We start from the raw sequence: 16,003 nt of genomic DNA, 5'->3' as shown, positions 1-16,003 counted from the left end.
GGCGACCTCGGCGTGAGCGTCGATCCGGTCACGTCGACGGCCAAGGTCGGCACTCCAGCCGAGCCCCTGCACTTCTCCTGGTGGGAAGACCCTGTCCTTGCCAACGCGGTCGACGACCTGGTCAAGGGGGACGACTCCCCGGACTACACCTGCGACACAGCCTGGAACCCGGAGGGCACGATCGTGCGCCGCCTGCGACTTGCCTACCCCCGCCTCGGCGCGCGTCGCAGCGACGTCTCCTTCGTCAGCGGCAACAACATCCTCGACGCCCCACCGGTGACGCGCAGCGCCGACGAGTACGCCAACACCGTCATTGCCACCGGCGCGGGGGAGGGCAGGGCCAAAGGGCGGGTCATCGACTCGGTCCGCGACGGGCGCCTACGCCTGGAGCAGGTCTTGGATCTCCCCGACGTCAAGGGCAGCGACATCCTCGCGCAGCGGGCACGCGCCGAGCGGACCCGCCGCCAGACCCGCGGCAGCGTCGAGCAGATCCGCATCCGCCCCGACCACCCCGCGGCCCCGCTTGGCTCATTTCAAGTCGCCGACGACGTGATGGTGATCGTGCAAACGAGTGGACCGACTGGTCGGGTTGGTGCCACATCACCGGATGGACGGTCCGCACCGGCGGCAGCGACGGGGAGACGGTCACCGTCGACTTGGCCCGCGCCGACAGCTTCCACTACGGCTCCGCAGCAGCCTGACCCCATCACCCCGAAAGGAGCCTTCTGTGCCCGACGACCTGCACCGGCTGGGTGCCGAGCTCGCCGACCTCAAGAGACGACTCGACCAGCTCACCCGCTCTACCCAACTCGGCTCCTCCTCCATCGAGAACGGCGCCATCCAGGTGTACGACGCCACCGGCTCTTTGCGCGCGGTGATCGGCCAGCAGCCGGACGGCACCTCTGGCGCCATCCCCGTCAACGGGCCGCCGCCGCCGGCCCCGAGCGCCCCGGTCGTCGCGCCGATCATCGGCGGGCTCACCGTCACCTGGGACGGCGGATGGGCTGAGGCCACAGCCGTCGGAGACCTGGCACGCATCCAAGTTCACATCCTGCCCTCGGCCTCCGCCGAGCCCGATCCGCGGAACCCGGACGCGACGATCGAGAGCCAGAGCGGCGCCAGCACTCCGGTTCTGTGCCGCTCGTACGACCCGGTCTGGCTACGGCTGGTCGCCGTCAACACCTCGGGCACACCCGGCCCTGCCAGCGCCGCGGTTCAGGGCACCCCGCGCCGTCTGGTCGCCACTGATGTGTACGAGGGCACCCTGACTGCCAAGGAGATCAAGGCCGGGTCGCTCACCGCGGACTCGATGGACGTGAACTCCCTGCGTGCCGGATTGTTCACCGCAGGGTCGGTCACTGCGGACATGCTCACCGCTGACGCCATCAACGGCAAGACGATCAAGGGCGTCCACATCATCGGCGTGCAGATCGACGGTGCGGTCCTGCGCACCGGTGACTCCGGCAGCCGCGTCGAAATCACACAGGTCCCGGCGTCCGCTACCCAGCCGACCACCGGCCAGGTCCGTCTGCTGTCGGGAGCGGCTACCGAGGTGTCACCCGCCGCCCTGTACTCCGCCTACGACGCCGCCACCAACAAGTCCACCCTGCGACTCCAGTCCGCCGAGCTGACGGCTCCCACGCCAGCAGGCGGCACCGCGCTCTTCTTCAGCGGCCTTCCGGTTTATCCCGGAGCATCGCTGTCCATGTGGTCCGAACCCAACAAGGGCCGCATGGAGATGAGCGCCACCGAGATCGCCAGCAACGCCCAGTCAACCCTCTTCGGTTCCCTGCCCTACGACCGCATCGACATCACCAGCGGCGGCACTATCAACGCTCGCGACCGGAACGACCAGCCCGCGGCCGTCTACTTCCACAACCGTTTCTTCGTCGACCCCAACGGCTGGATTGGCCTCTACAAACAGAGTTGGAAGACGCCGTCACTAGGTGCCAACTGGGCTCACTGGGGATCCTCGTTCGACCGAGTGGCCTACCGCATCTACCCGGACCGCACGGTCGGACTGCGCGGCATCCTCAAGCGCACGGCCAAGTCGGCTGCGGCCAACGGCGAGGAACTGTTCACGGTGCCGGCCGAAGCCTGCCCGACCAATTACATCCAGCAGTTCCCACTCGTCGTGATGCCAACAGGCACTCTGGGCACGGCGAGCGCACTGGTCAGCGTCAATCTCAACCCGGCGACCGGTGCAGTCACCTTCTCCAACATTTCTCAAGCCGCCAGCACCCAGCTGGCCACCGGCAATGGTTACGTCAACCTCAACATCCGCTACCCCATCGATTGAGCGGACGCCTCTCCACCGTCACGAGCGTTCGGCCGATAATTCGGCGAGGAGCCAAGCAGCCGTAGACTGCTTGGTGGCGTGGGGCCACCGTGTTGAGGAGTGCCGTGTCCGCGCCGACCCAGGACCCCACCCCGTGGGAGCTGCTGCGTGCCATGCAGCAGATGCGTGATGACCTACGCGCCGACTTCGCGGTCTTCACCGACCGGTTGACGGAGATGGTCACCAAGATCCAGTACGACGCTGACCGGCGCACGGTTGATCTGCGGCTCAAGGCGCTGGAGAGTGAAGTCGCCGCGGTACACAGGGATCGGGACCGGGAGCGCCAGGAGGCGCGGGCCAACCGGCGGTTGGCCGTCACGGCACTGATCGCGCCCGTCATCGTAGGTGTGCTCGTCGCGGTGCTGGCTGCTCAGCTCGCCCAGTAACAAACACCCATATGGCGCGGGGGAGAAGCAGGAACGCGCCCCATGGCAACACCCCTTACGTCCAGTCAGGCCCTGTCCGCACTGCGAGCCGCTGGCCTGAACGTTGTCGAAGTCAGGGACTGGAAGAACCACAACCGAGCAGGCCACGGAGCCTGGGGCCGATGAACGGTGTCGTGATCCACCACACCGGCGACTACTCCAGCCAGTCCCAGATGGTCGACCTCTGCTACACCGGCTACTCCGGCCTGCCGGGCCCGCTGTGCCACACCGTGATCGACAAGGCGGGCACCTGTCACATGGTCGGTTGGGGCCGCGCCAACCACGCCGGCCTCGGCGATGACGACGTCCTCCAGGCCGTCATCGACGAACGGGCCCTGCCCGCCGACAACGAGGCGAACACCGACGGCAACAGCCGCTTCTACGGCACCGAGCTGATCAACTCGGGTGACGGCAACGACTCGTGGCCCGAGGCCCAGGTGGACGCCGCAGCCCGATGGGCCGCCGCACTGTGCCGCGCGCACGGCTGGAGCGAGCGGTCCGTGATCGGCCACAAGGAATGGCAGCCCGGCAAACCCGACCCCTCCTTCTCCATGAACGACTTCCGCGCTCGCGTCGCGCGTTACCTCAAGGGCGGCTCCTCGGGCGGAAAGCCGACGCCAGCCGCCCCGGCGTTCCCCGGCACCTCGGCGTTCGGGGAAGGCAAGGTCAACGACTCGATCCTTTCCTGGGCCAGCAGCTCGTACGTAAGGGATACGGCCGCCGCTACAAGGTCGGTCCCTCCCGCGACTGGGGCGAGGCCGACCGCCAGAACACCGAGGACTTCCAGCGCGCCCAGGGCTGGACCGGATCCGACGCCGACGGCTACCCCGGCCCGGAACCTGGCGCCGGCTCTTCAGCTGACCCCACCCCTTGAACAAGGAGAACCGCATGAATGTGTACGCCTCACTGCTGCGCACGGGTGTGCCCGCCGCGGTCGGCTGGCTCATCGCCGTGGCCCTGCGCCACGGCATCGACCTTGACGAGACGGCCGTTACCGGAGTCCTCACGCCCGTGGCCACGTTTGCCTACTACGGGATCTTCCGTTTCGCCGAGGAGCACCTGTCGCCGCGCTTCGGCTGGCTCCTGGGTTACGCGCGGGCGCCGAAGTGTGAGGCGGCCTCGTAATCGCTTCCGCGGTGCTGACTGTAAGAGTGTAGGGGAGTTCTGGACACGTGGAAGAAGGCCCGCGCTTATTTCACGTGATCCAGCAGACGGTAAGAGATAGCTCCGTAGGGGAGACGTTGAGTTCGCTGCCCCACGGAGCACGCAACGTGCATCACTCCTGGCCTGCCGTTTGGGTGGGCGGGGCCTAGAGGTCAACTTGAAGGTCCGCACAGTTTAGTCTTCAGTGACGTGACGCGATCAGCCGGATTTTGAAGCGGTGCTGGATGGTCAGGACTGCTTAGAAAGACGAAAACCGGCGTCACACAAAACATCTGGGTCGTCAGTGAAACATATTGATGCGCCGGAATTGATTACGTTCACGCGTACGTCACACCCACCTTGCCGAATATTGTTGAACGTCAGCCCGATGGTGCTACCCGATTTGGCGGAATCCGAGACTGCATCGCCAAACTTGGTGGGCTGGAAGAATCCCCACGTGCCCGATGCGTCAGACTTTGGGCAGTCCTTAAAGAGCGACGAAAGTCTACCCAGCCGGGTTGAACTAAATGTCCCATCGCTTTTGAACGTAACCTTCCCCCCGTCTGTTCCTGACCAGATTCCGACGATACTAGAGTATTCCACCTTTGCGCTCTCCTCCCCCCGTCCACAACCTGCCAGCATCCCGGCGGTAAGGAGCATGGAGAAGAGGGAAAGCTTACGAACGCTTACATTCTTCATTGGTTTCTCACAGTGATCACAGTGCCGGGGGTCGTCCTGAGTGAGCGGCCCCCGGCAGTCTGGCAGCTTCGCCCTACGGAACTCGACAGTCTAGCGGAATATCTTCCTGCCAGGAGAAGTTCTCTTCCACCTTCTGCCCGAAGGTTCCCTCGAACAGTGGGTTCCAGCTACGAGGTATGACGTGGGTGGCTGAATTCCAGTCCGATAGGTTATGTGCAGTGAACTGTACTCGGGCCACGCCATTTCTCGGGTCGACTGATTTTATTTGCGCCGTACCCGAATATGATCCCAAGAAGGCGTCAGCATAGTTGCTAGTTCCGACTTTTCCGTTAGTGAGGACCCCCGCCACGTCCGAGATGGCGCCGCGGATCGAATTGGCCTTATACCACGGGCTGTTGGGCTCCGGCCCCTTGTCTTGGAAAGAGAACTGGTAGGCCTTCTTCGCGTAGGAGGAGCTCATCCCCTTGGAGGCGGCTTCCGCGCTGAGCATGTACCTGATGGCCGATATCGTGTCATCCGAGGCAAGGGTTGCAGTGAAGGCATCGCCACCCCTGAAGGTCTGCTTTGCCGAGAGCGGGAAGTCGCCTCCCCACAGCCACCCCAAGAAGAGTGCCCTGGACGTCTCCCATTGATTGCCATGTTCAGGGTCTTCGACAATTCCCAACGGAACTGTGTCTGCGTGGACGTAGTCTGAGAGTGTTCCGTTTCCGAGGCTGAAGAGCGGCCGCGGAAGGGGGGTGTAGTACAGAACCGGCTTATTAGTTTTGGGGAAGTCACTGTAGGTGCTTCCCCAGGTTTCTCCGGAAAATATATCCGGCGCCTGGTGGGACTCGATGAAGTTCTCTTGTTCCCCGCAGGTCAACCCCTGGACGCACGAAATGCGAGCCTGCCCAGTGGGGTCGGATGAGGTAATGGGGTTGTTGTTGCTGTACGTGTAGCTATTCAGGGACTGGGGGTCGTCGAGTGCCATCAGCGGGTCGCCGCTGATGAAGCGGCCCAGGGAAGGGTCGTATTCACGGGCACCAAGGTGGGTAAGGCCTGTGGCCCCGTCCATGGTGCCGCCCACGAACCCCTTGTCCCCGCTCCATCCGGCGGGCTGGTTGCCGCGTGGCGCACCGAAGATGGTGGACTTGCGGCGGCTGACGACCTGGGTCGCGTCGGCGGCGACTTGAGTGGTTCCTGTGCCGTGATGGTCACTGAACAGGAACGCGAGTTTGCCGCCGGTGCGCATGGCGATGGTCTTGCCGCCGGTGCTGTAGTACCGAGTTCCGGTGATGGCTCCGGCCTTCTTAAGGAGCAGTTCATTGCCGTTCGGCAGGTAGAGCGTTGTGCCTGCACCGTCGCGCCGGATGAGGCGCTGGCCTTCGGCGTCGTACAGGTAGCTGGTGGTGCTGGCGCCCTGGGCGACGGACTGAAGGCGGCCCTGCTGGTCCCAGGCGAGGCTCTGCGTGACGCTGCCGATGGTGCGGGTCTGGGTGTTACCGCTCTTGTCGTAGGAGTAGGTCTCATCGTGGGCGTTGGCGCCGGCTTGGGTGACCTTGGGCAGGGCGTGGCTGCCCGCAAGGGGGGACGTGTAGGCGCGGGTCGTGTCCGAGGTGGGCCCGGAGGCTGTCGTGTGCTGTGTTTCGGACTTGCGGTTGCCGATGGCATCGTAGGTGTAGCTGGTCCAGTACGCGTCCTGTCCGCCAACCACTGAGCTCGATGGGGCGGCGGTGCAGGTGTTGCTGGTGCTGGTCCAGGATTCCGTGATGCGTTTCAGCGCATCGAGGTTGACACACTGGGTGTCGGTCGTCCGGGCCGCGTCCTGACCTACCGATGCGGACAGGGCGGTTATGTTGCCGGCCTGGTCGTAGGTGTAGTGGCTGTCCTCGATCCTTTGCGGCGCCGTGTCTTTGTCGAGGTAGGTGTCAGTGAGCACGCCTGTGTGCTCGTCGTAGGTGTTGGAGACACTCAGGCCTTGCCCGAGGGCGCCGTACTTCTCGATTTGATTGCGCCCGTAGTGGTCGTAGGTGACGTCGGCGACGAGGGCATCGGTGCCCGTGCCCATCAGAGCCAACAAGCCGGACCCGCGGGTGTATTTGGTGGTGACCGTCTCCGCAGGCAGTCCTCCGATGGCGGGCTGCTTGGTCCACATGACCTGCCCGGAGTTGGGGTTATAGGAGGTGGTCCATTTATACGTGCCGGCCAGGGAGCCCTCGCTGTCAGGGATGGTGACTTGTGTATTCACAGGCTGATAGAGCCCGTTGTACGTGGTGATTGCCGACTCGTATGCCTTGCCGCCTACATACTCGGTGGACTTCGAAGGGTATCCCTTGGCGGTGGCGTCGTACTCCCAGGTGGACAGGACCGTACTGCCCTGCTTCAGGGAGGTGCGTCGGCCTAGAGCGTCGTAGTCGGTGTGCAGGGTGATGCCACGGGCATCGGTTGTGTCAGTGGGGCGGTCCCCCTGGTCGTAGGCGGTCTTGGAGATTCCCTTGTCCGGGTCGTTCACCTCAGTCTCGCGCCCGCGAAAGTCGTAGGTGTAGGTCCACTGGGCACCCGATGGGTCGGTGAGATGCTGCAGTTTGCCTTGCTTGTTGTAGCTATAGAGCGTGGACTGGCTGCTGGTGCGCGCGACGTCGGTGTACTCCTTGAGCTCGGTAGTACGGCCGAGTGCATCTACTACGGTCGTGGTGGCCGTGCTGCCGACGGGCGGAACGACCGTAGTCGTGTCGCCGCTATAGGCGGTGGCGGTGCGCTTGGTCTCATCTCCAAATTTCTTGGAGATCACTGCGGTCGTGCGACCGGCTCCGTCGTACACGGTGTCGGTGGAGGCCGGATACTTCAATTCCTGGCCCGTGACCAGTACCGGCTCTGCAGCCCCATCGGTGTAGAAGGTTCCTGAGGACCGCCAGGCAAGGCCGCGCGTGTCGTAGAAAGTCTCCGTCACCAGGCGTCCGGTGAGGTCCGGCGACCTCTCCTGCGTCTCCCTCGGACGCAACAGCCCATCGTAGAACGCGTAACTGGTCTTGTACTCCGAGTCTTGGTTGAGCGATCTGGACGTCACGATGTTCGCGCCGTCATTACGGATCAAGTAATCGAACGCATAGTTCGGGGAGTCGGGATACATGGTGGCCGAACGGGTCGGCAGCCACACCTTGCTCACCCTGCCGAGCGGGTCATACGCGGTGGTAGAGACCTTCCCGTTGGCGTCGGTGACTTGGGTCGGCTGCCCACGGAGAGGATCGAATACCGTCGTTACTGTGTGACCGAGAGGGTTGGTAACCGTGCTGCTGCTGGCAGCTTCGCCTACGGCCGGTGTGTAGGTGGTGGTGGTCACCTTCCCGTAGGCGTCCGCCGTGGCCAAGGGACGGCCATACATGTCGTAGCAGAGTTGATTCTTGGCCAGGCCGCAGAGACTGGGGGTAGAAGACACAGTGTCACTGCCGTCGCCCTGGCCGTTGAGCTTCCCGGTCTTAGTCAAGTCCCCCTTGGTGGGGGCTGCACTCAGGGCTCCATTGTCGTAGTACATCTGCATGTCATTCAGCACGTCCGCAGGACGACTTGCGGTGCTGTTGCAGGCTACAGCGACAGTTTCGGTGCGGGAGACCTTGTTCAGGAACCACGTGTTGGTGTTTCGGGCGTAGCTGGTGGTGGTGCACTTCTCGTCACCAGTCTTGCTGGTATCGCCAGCTTCTGAGGTCCAGTCGACCATGCCGTAGCCGTCATAGTGCCGCGTCAGTTCGGTAACGCGGGTGCCGCTGCTGATGGCGGTACGGGTGGACTCCTTCTCCGTTCCCGTCATATAGCTCTCGAGGTCAGACAGCCCAGCCCGGGGACGACTTGCGGTGGCGGCGGAGCGCCAAGGGGTATACGAAGTCGCGGATATCAGCTTGCTGGTGTCGTCACCGTTATAGGTGGCGGTCTCACGCTGCATGCCTGCGAATTGGTCGCGGTCAGTGACCGCGACGTCAGCGGAGTCTGCGACGTCCTTGCCGTCGAGGCCGCGGAAGTAGCGGGTCTCGGAGAGGGTCTTCGGATCGTTGGCGGCACCGGTGCGGGTCTGCACCCGCTCGTAACCGCGTGCCACCGAGTAGCTGCGGTCCTCCGGCTTGGTGAACTCGTCGGCACTTTTCACCCAGGCGGCTCCGCCCAGGTAGGAGTAAGACGTCACCTTGTCCGGGGTGTCGGCCAGATTGTCTCCTTCGAACACCTGGGTAGTGACATAGGAGTTGAACCAGTCCTGCTTGGCGGTACCGCCTTCGTACTCCCACTTCACGGGGTAACAACGGGTCGTATTAGACCCGTCCGCCGGGGGCAGGCTGCTGGCTGTGCAGTCCGGCGCGGAGTAGTTCACGGCGATGGTGCCGCCGGACTCAGTGGTGATCTGCGAAAGGCGCAGGCGTACGAACGGGGCTAGCCCATCACCCAACTTGTCCACGCGGTTCGGTAGTTGCACCGAAGCGAACGTAACCGGCGGCAGACTCGCTGTGCCTCCTGCCTTACCGGTGCGGGTGATCGACTCGAGCCACATGGGGGTGGATATGCCGTCGCCGGATGCGGGGAACCCTTGCTTCAGCAACCAGGAGTCGACGTCTTTGTACACGCCGCCGACCAGAGCCTTGGTGGTGATCGAGGTCAAGCGTTTGCGGGACCAGAAGGTCGGGGTGGTCTGGTCTTTGCACTCAGCGGCGCCGTCCTTGCAGTACAGGTCGAACGGTGTATCGGGCCAGTTTGCCTTGGTCGTGTCGTCGAAGGTGTCGCACGTGGTCAAGCAGCGCTCGGAGACGTCGAACTTGACTCGACCCATGGCATTTGCACTGTAGACGCTGTCGGATCGCAGACCGTAGTCGATGTGGTCCAGCCAGCCACCCCGGACGTACGGGGTCGGCGTCGCCTTGCCCGTCGTTTCGGATACGTCGCGGCCATAGTTGTTGGTCTCGGTGTTCCAGTAGTAGGCCATTGCGTTGTTGTGAACGTCGACGACGTAGTCGAGCTGCCAGCGCCAGGCCTGCTGGCACCAGGCCGAGGCGAAGGAGGCGTTGTAGCAGGGTTCACCGGCCTGGTTACCGAACACGGGTACGGTCCAGGTCGAGTTCGTGGCTGGTGTGGATGAGTCCTTCCAGCCGGGGAGGTGGTTGAGCCCGAAAAAGTACTGGGTGCCATCCGTCGTGGTGACCTTCCAGTGCTCACCGTCGTTGTCGCCGTTCGAGGCCCCGGTGAGCTTCTCAACCTTTTCCCCCGAGTCCTTCGCCGGGTGCCAGCCTTTGTCCTGGTCGTAGACCAACTCGGTCGACTTGCCGCCGAGCGACATCGTGGCGTTGTCGCTAAACCAGCACAGATCACCGACCTTGGTGGTGTTCGTGCCGCCGGTCTTGTCGTCATTGCAGGGCTTGTAACGGCGCTCGATGAAGCCGGGGTCCAGTGACCAGCCATCGCCTGCCCAGGACGGCTGGCTGTTCGAGACAGCAGTACGGCCGTCCACTGACTGGGAGTTGTAGGCAAGCGAGAGGCTGGGCTTCGGCCCGCCAGGCACTGCCGGAACACCGATCGGGTATGACCAGCTGAATGCGCCAGTCGCACTGCCAGCCGTCCACGACCCGGAAGACTGCAGCGAGGTTGCCCTGTAGTCGCCCGTGGGCCCGGAGTTACCCGCTGTAGCGGCCAGCACCAACGCACGAGACGCCGTCGCCGTGAATGCGGCTGGAGTCCGAGGTGAGGAAGATGCTGATGCAGGGACATCCACGGTCGCGGTCAGCGTGCGTGCCTGTGAGTTGTTCGTTGTGGTCGCGAGCGGTCTACCGATCTGGCACTCTGCCTTTTCTGGCGTGGTCATAGCGCAAGAGGGCAGTTGCACCAGTCGGAGCCGAGATGCCCAGTCTCCGCCGTAGGCGCGCTCGAAGGCTGAGTAGTCCACCTCAATCTGCGCCGTGCCAGGCCCGATGGCAGCCCGATCCGTGCGGCTGACCGACAACAGCAGGCCGTCGACACCTGCCTTCTGCGTGGTGGACCGGTCCGCCACCGTCACCTTGACCTTGGACGGCCCGGAACCCGGCCGACCAGGCGCACTGGCGATGGATACAGGCAGCGTACCCGCCCGCTTCTTTCCACCCGTGGGGGCGGTGGCGCCCATCGCGGAGTTCGCCCCGCGTCCGAGCGTGTCTGAGGAACTCACAGTGCCGGCGCCCGTGAGGTCGACCTCGGCGGAACCCGCAGTCGGCCAGGTCACCTTCGGCTGTTTCCATGGGGTAACGGTGGCGGTTTCAGGCCGCTTCACCCCGCCTGAACGAACCTTCTCAACAGGCACAGCGGCAGGTTGCTTCAACGAGGGCCTCCGAGGCCCGGGCTCCTTCCCCGCGGCCGCTGCCGAAGCCGTCGGCAACACCCCCGTCATGACTGCGGCAGCTAGTGAGACTGCCAGTACACGCATGCCGAAACGGCTCACGCCCCACCCCTCGAGCTAATTCAAAAACGACCGACGGAGGGTAGCAGTTCACATAAAATAGGTGTCAAGGTGGCGTACCTAACTCGGCTAGATTTGGTAAAGGAAATGTGCACAACTCCGGCAAAAACCCTCGGTAGGTTTCCGGCTGGCGCGGAAGCGGGCTGGTCAGGAGGTTGCCGAGCGCCCCCTGCGTGTCCGTTTTGAGTCAATAAAGAAGAGATAAGGGTGCTCTGTCGACCGTAAAAAGATCCCCGGTACTATCGCTTAGCCCGACCGCCTTCATCGCCTCGTCGCGGGTTATAGAGTTCCACTCGTTTTCCTGACATGAAAAGGATTGGTGCGATGCACACACACAGGGCGGCGGCCCGGCCTGGAAGAGGTCGACGGACGCCTGCGATAGCAATGGCTTTGGCAGGGGCACTCGTTGTTCCTGCCCTGGCTGCCTGGCCACTTTCCACGGCGACACCGGCTACCGCAGCAGAGGCTGCGGATCCGGTGACGGATGGTTCCCTGAGCGAGGAGGACAATGCACTGCAACTGGCCAAGTCTGCTGGGGAGCCGTATGAGTTGACGTCGGCGCGGACGGAGTCGTCGGACACGTGGGCGCTGCCCGACGGGACGTGGAAGGTCAAGCGGTACGGCACACCGGTACGAATGCTGCGAGACGGGGCCTGGATTCCGACCGATCCGAGTCTCGTGTTCGCCTCCGATGGCAGCGTGGCACCGAAGGCGTCAACGGTGGCAGTCACGTTCTCCGGAGGCGGCAGTGCTCCGTTGCTGTCGGGGGTGAAGGATGGGCGGGCGCTGACCCTGAGCTGGCCCAAGCCGCTGCCGAAGCCAACGCTCAACCAGAACGTAGCCACCTACGCCGAGGTGCTGCCGGGGGTGGATCTGCAACTGAAGGCCGAGGTCGAGGGATTCTCCCAGCTGCTGGTGGTCAAGACCGCGGCAGCGGCGAAGAATCCCGACCTCGCCTCGCTCAAGTACACATTGGGGACGGTCGGGCTGAACGTGTCCACTGACGCGACGACGGGTAGCCTCACCGCGGTCAACCCCGCTGGAGAGACCGTATTCACCAGTCCGACCCCACTGATGTGGGACTCCACCACTGCCACCTCCGCCCCTTCCGGTCTCGCTGTCAAGTCGGCCCTGGCGCCCGCTGCAGACGCCGCTGGCGCCGCTGACGCGGGGGAGACGCCTGCGGACGCGTTCGATCCGGCGGCAGGCGCAAGGGATGCCCAGATGCCGACCACGGTCTCTGGGAGCACGCTGGAGATCAAGCCGGACCAGCAGCTGTTGACTGGAGCGGACACCAAGTACCCGGTGTTCATCGACCCATCGTGGGCCTGGGGGCAGCGGCAGAACTGGACCCGCGTCTACCAGAAGTATCCCGGGACCTCCTTCTGGAACGCCAAGGATGTGGTGCGGGTTGGTTACGAGAACGAGACGAACGGCCTCTCGCGGTCCTTCTTCCAGATGGACACCTCCAACATCAAAGGCACCCAAGTCAAGTCCTCCACGTTCCGGATCAGAAACGTATGGTCGTGGTCATGCCAGGCCCGCCCTGTGGAGCTGTGGAGCGTGGGGGGAATCTCGTCGAAGACGACCTGGAACAACCAGCCTGCCAAGTACAACAAGCTCTACACGGTCAACGATGCCAAGGGCTGGCAGGGCAGCGACGACTGCCCCGCGGGCAACCTGGAGTTCGACGCCACCGCCAAGGTTCGGGAGGCTGCCTCGAAGAACTGGGCCAGCCTGAACTTGGGCCTGTATGCGAGCGACGAGAAGGACACCTTCGGCTGGAAGAAGTTCGACCCGAAGACCGCGACACTGGAGACCGTCTACAACAACCCGCCCAGCACCCCCAGCGGGCTCGGCACCAGCCCCCGCACCTCGTGCGCGAGCGGAGGGCTGATCGGCAATACGCGGGTCAGTATGTATGCAAAGTTCGACGATCCGGACGGCGGCAACCTGACAGCCCAGTTCCAGGTCTTCCCGTCCGGTAGCACGACACCCATTCCCATGTCGGTTCCGGCGGCCAAGGGTAAGGTTTCCACCTGGGCCGTGCCCGACGACACCCTGCCGACTGGCGGCTACACCTGGCGGGCTCGGACCGTGGACTCCGACGGGGCCGCCTCCGCGTGGTCCGAGACCTGTAAGTTCTCCGTCGACCGCACCCGGCCCAGCAAGCCGCCGGTGATCTCGTCGAGTGATGGCAAATTCCCCAATGGCGAGGCAGGCTGGCCCAGCCCGACTGGCAAGGCCCATGACACCGGAACCTTCTCCTTCGCCTCCAACGGCGTCACCGACGTGGCCAAGTACGTCTGGTGGACTGACTGCAACGCCCAGATCCGGGAAGTCGACCCTGGCATCCCGGCGTCCGTACAACCCCCCGGATACGGCCCGCACTTCGTGTACGCCTACAGCGTGGACAAGGCCGGCAACCGTTCGGACATTGCCACCTATGTCTACTACGCCAACCGTAACAAGGACCGGGACGCCCTCGGAGACTTGAACGGCGACGGCAATCGAGACATCTGGAGCGTCGACTCCAACGGCACTCTGCTCACCTACGCCGGGCAGGGTAATGGCCAGTTCGCTGCTGCCACCAATGGTGGCAACTCCTTCGACGGCGCCCAGGTCGGCTCCGCTGGCGGTTGGACGCAGGAGAACTACAACGACCTCGTTGCTCTGGAGAACAACACGGCCGATAAGAGAAAGGGCCTCTGGGTCTACCCCAACAATGGAGAAGGTGCCATCGGCGGCAGCGACAGGAAGCCTCTGTCTGTCAACTGCCCCGACAAGAATCCTGACTTGGGCTGCGACTTCGGCGATGACTGGAACGGCGACGACCACTGGCACGACGCAGACCAGATCGTCACCCCCGGCGACATCAACAACGACCCACAGCACAACCCCGATCTGCTAGTCAAGGAGGGCAGGCAGCTGTGGGCCTACTACGGCAGTCGCAGTAGCCTCACGCTCGACAACGACGGCGGTCCCGTTCTGGTCGGCAACGGCGACTGGGACAAGTTCACCGTCATCGCCCCCGGCGACCTCAACAACGATGGAATCCCTGACCTATGGCTGCGCGACAACAACAGCGGTGACATCTACCGCAGTTACGGAAGGAAGGACCCCAACACCGGCAAGCTCGACCCCACCACCTGGGGCAACGCCCTGGAGCGCGTGAAGATAGGAAGCGGGGTACCCGCCAGCACCTTCCCGACGGTCGGCTCCGTCGGCGACATCAACGGTGACGGACTGCCCGATCTGTGGGCCCGTAAGACCGACAACACCGTGATCGGCTGGCAGGGCAAAGCCCCTGGCAGCGACGGCAACTCCTTCGGGACCTCCTTCGTGATCGACGGCGTCACCGGTGGCACCCGGATCCCAGCTGGCACCACTCTCGCCTCCGGGAAGTCCTTCACTTCACGGTCGGCCAAGCTGACCATGCAGACCGACGGCAACCTCGTCATCACCTCCAATGCCGACAAGGTCCTGTGGTCGACGAAGACCAGCGGAAATCCTGGCGCCACGGCTGCCATGAACACGGACGGCAACCTCCGTGTCTACACGGCCGACGGCACCACCAAACTCTGGGGCACCGACCTCGATGCGACGAAAACCCCGGGACTCACTGCAGGCGGCTACGCCCTGCTCCAAGACCGCGGCAACCTCGTTGTCTACAACATCAAAAGCCAGGCGTTGTGGTCCAGCGGAACCCACATCCGCCACGACTACAACGGCGACGGGCGCAGCGACATGGCGTCCTGGTACAACTACAGTGACGGGCACGCCGCGTTCCAGTCGTTCCTGACGAACTCGGACGGCACGTTCAACGCGCCGTTCGGTTCATACAGTTCGGGTATCGGCAGCTGGAATGTGGACAAGATGCGGTTCGCGACAGGTGACTACAACGGGGACGGCCGCGGAGACGCGGCGATGACCTACGACTACGGCGGCGGCCTGATGAAGGTGTTCACCGCCTTCGGCAAGCCGGACGGCGGCTTCCAGGCCCCCGTTGTCTCCTACACCTCCGCCAAGGGCAGCTGGTACTCCGAGAGCATGAGTCTCCAGTCGGGTGACTTCAACGGCGACGGCCGTGACGACCTCGCCATCTGGTATTCCTACGCCGACGGATCCGACCGGCTGTTCACCCTCACCGCCGATGTCCGCGGCGGCTTCAACCCGCCCTTCGAAGGCAACGCGATGCCCGCCGGATGGTGGGACGTGAAGAAGAGCAAGGCCGTGACGGGCGACTTCAACGGCGACGGCCGTGACGACATCGCCGCTCTCTACGGCTACGGCGACGGCACCCTCAAGATGCACACCTTCCTTGCCAGCCCCACCGGCGCCTTCCAGCCGGACCTCACCTCCTGGGGCAGCACCATCACCTCATGGGGCGACTGGAACCGCACCTACCTCCAGGCCGGCGACTTCAACGGCGACGGCATCGACGACATCATCACCTGGTACGACTACACCGACGGCAGCGACGCCATGCACACCCTGGTCGCCACCAGCAACCGCGACGGCAAGTTCAACACCCCTACCCAGGCCTGGAAATCCGACCCCGGCAACTGGGACCACAACCACATGATGATCACCACTGGTGACTTCAACGGCGACGGACGCGACGACGTCGGCGCCATGTACGGCTACAGCGACGGCACCAGCCGCATGTTCACCTGGACCACCAAGCCTGACGGCACCCTCAACGGCGCTTCCCCCGGCTACTCCTTCAACACCCCAGCAAACTGGAGCTACGCAGCCAACACTGTCCTTAGGCCCTACAACTAGCCGAACCGATCAGTGCCACGTCCCCGCCCGGACGTCTACACCGTGGTGGGCCGTGGCATGCCCCCATCGATGGGGCAAGCGCCCTGGCTATGAGCGCCGCAGCCATCTGTGGCGAGTAGCTGCACGTCGGCTGCCCACCAGGCGCCATCGCGATGAGCGTGTCGTCTTCGT

5 protein-coding genes and 1 pseudogene are annotated in these 16,003 nt (G+C 64.0%); 5 read left to right on the top strand and 1 reads right to left on the bottom strand.

What is annotated here, in order from left to right; genetic code table 11:
• Positions 1-844 precede the first annotated feature (844 nt).
• The 4 genes and pseudogenes from AB0D31_RS05285 to AB0D31_RS05270 all read left to right on the top strand — a co-directional run bounded on the left by AB0D31_RS05285 (position 845) and on the right by AB0D31_RS05270 (position 3,888).
• Positions 845-2,299: a hypothetical protein gene (locus tag AB0D31_RS05285; RefSeq protein ID WP_362717232.1), complete on the top strand. Its 1,455-nt coding sequence runs from the start codon at positions 845-847 to the stop codon at positions 2,297-2,299.
• Positions 2,300-2,403: 104 nt separating this feature from the next.
• Positions 2,404-2,724, top strand: a complete 321-nt coding sequence (locus tag AB0D31_RS05280; protein WP_362717229.1) for a hypothetical protein — start codon at positions 2,404-2,406, stop codon at positions 2,722-2,724.
• A gap of 42 nt (positions 2,725-2,766) precedes the next feature.
• A pseudogene (locus AB0D31_RS05275) lies at positions 2,767-3,637 on the top strand (peptidoglycan-binding protein).
• A gap of 14 nt (positions 3,638-3,651) precedes the next feature.
• Complete coding sequence (locus AB0D31_RS05270; protein ID WP_362717228.1) at positions 3,652-3,888, top strand: hypothetical protein; 237 nt, start codon at positions 3,652-3,654, stop codon at positions 3,886-3,888.
• Positions 3,889-4,678: 790 nt separating this feature from the next.
• On the opposite strand, the gene AB0D31_RS05265 is transcribed toward AB0D31_RS05270, so the two are convergent.
• Positions 4,679-10,717: an RHS repeat-associated core domain-containing protein gene (locus AB0D31_RS05265; RefSeq protein ID WP_362717225.1), complete on the bottom strand. Its 6,039-nt coding sequence runs from the start codon at positions 10,715-10,717 to the stop codon at positions 4,679-4,681.
• Between the two features lie 807 nt (positions 10,718-11,524).
• Between AB0D31_RS05265 and AB0D31_RS05260 the strand changes: the two genes are divergently transcribed.
• On the top strand, positions 11,525-15,832 hold the full coding sequence (locus AB0D31_RS05260) for an FG-GAP-like repeat-containing protein (RefSeq protein ID WP_362717222.1): 4,308 nt from the start codon (positions 11,525-11,527) through the stop codon (positions 15,830-15,832).
• Positions 15,833-16,003: the final 171 nt, after the last annotated feature.

Origin of the sequence: Streptomyces sp. NPDC048361, from assembly GCF_040651795.1 — a bacterium.
Lineage (GTDB): Bacteria > Actinomycetota > Actinomycetes > Streptomycetales > Streptomycetaceae > Streptomyces.
Note: the sequence above shows the minus strand (reverse complement) of the source record. Positions and strands in the feature narration are given on the sequence as shown.

Bases quoted from the DNA above. Each gene is read 5' to 3' on its own strand.
- AB0D31_RS05270 (WP_362717228.1), top strand. From the start codon at position 3,652: ATGAATGTGTACGCCTCACTGCTGCGCACGGGTGTGCCCGCCGCGGTC.
- AB0D31_RS05265 (WP_362717225.1), bottom strand. From the start codon at position 10,717: ATGGGCGCCACCGCCCCCACGGGTGGAAAGAAGCGGGCGGGTACGCTG.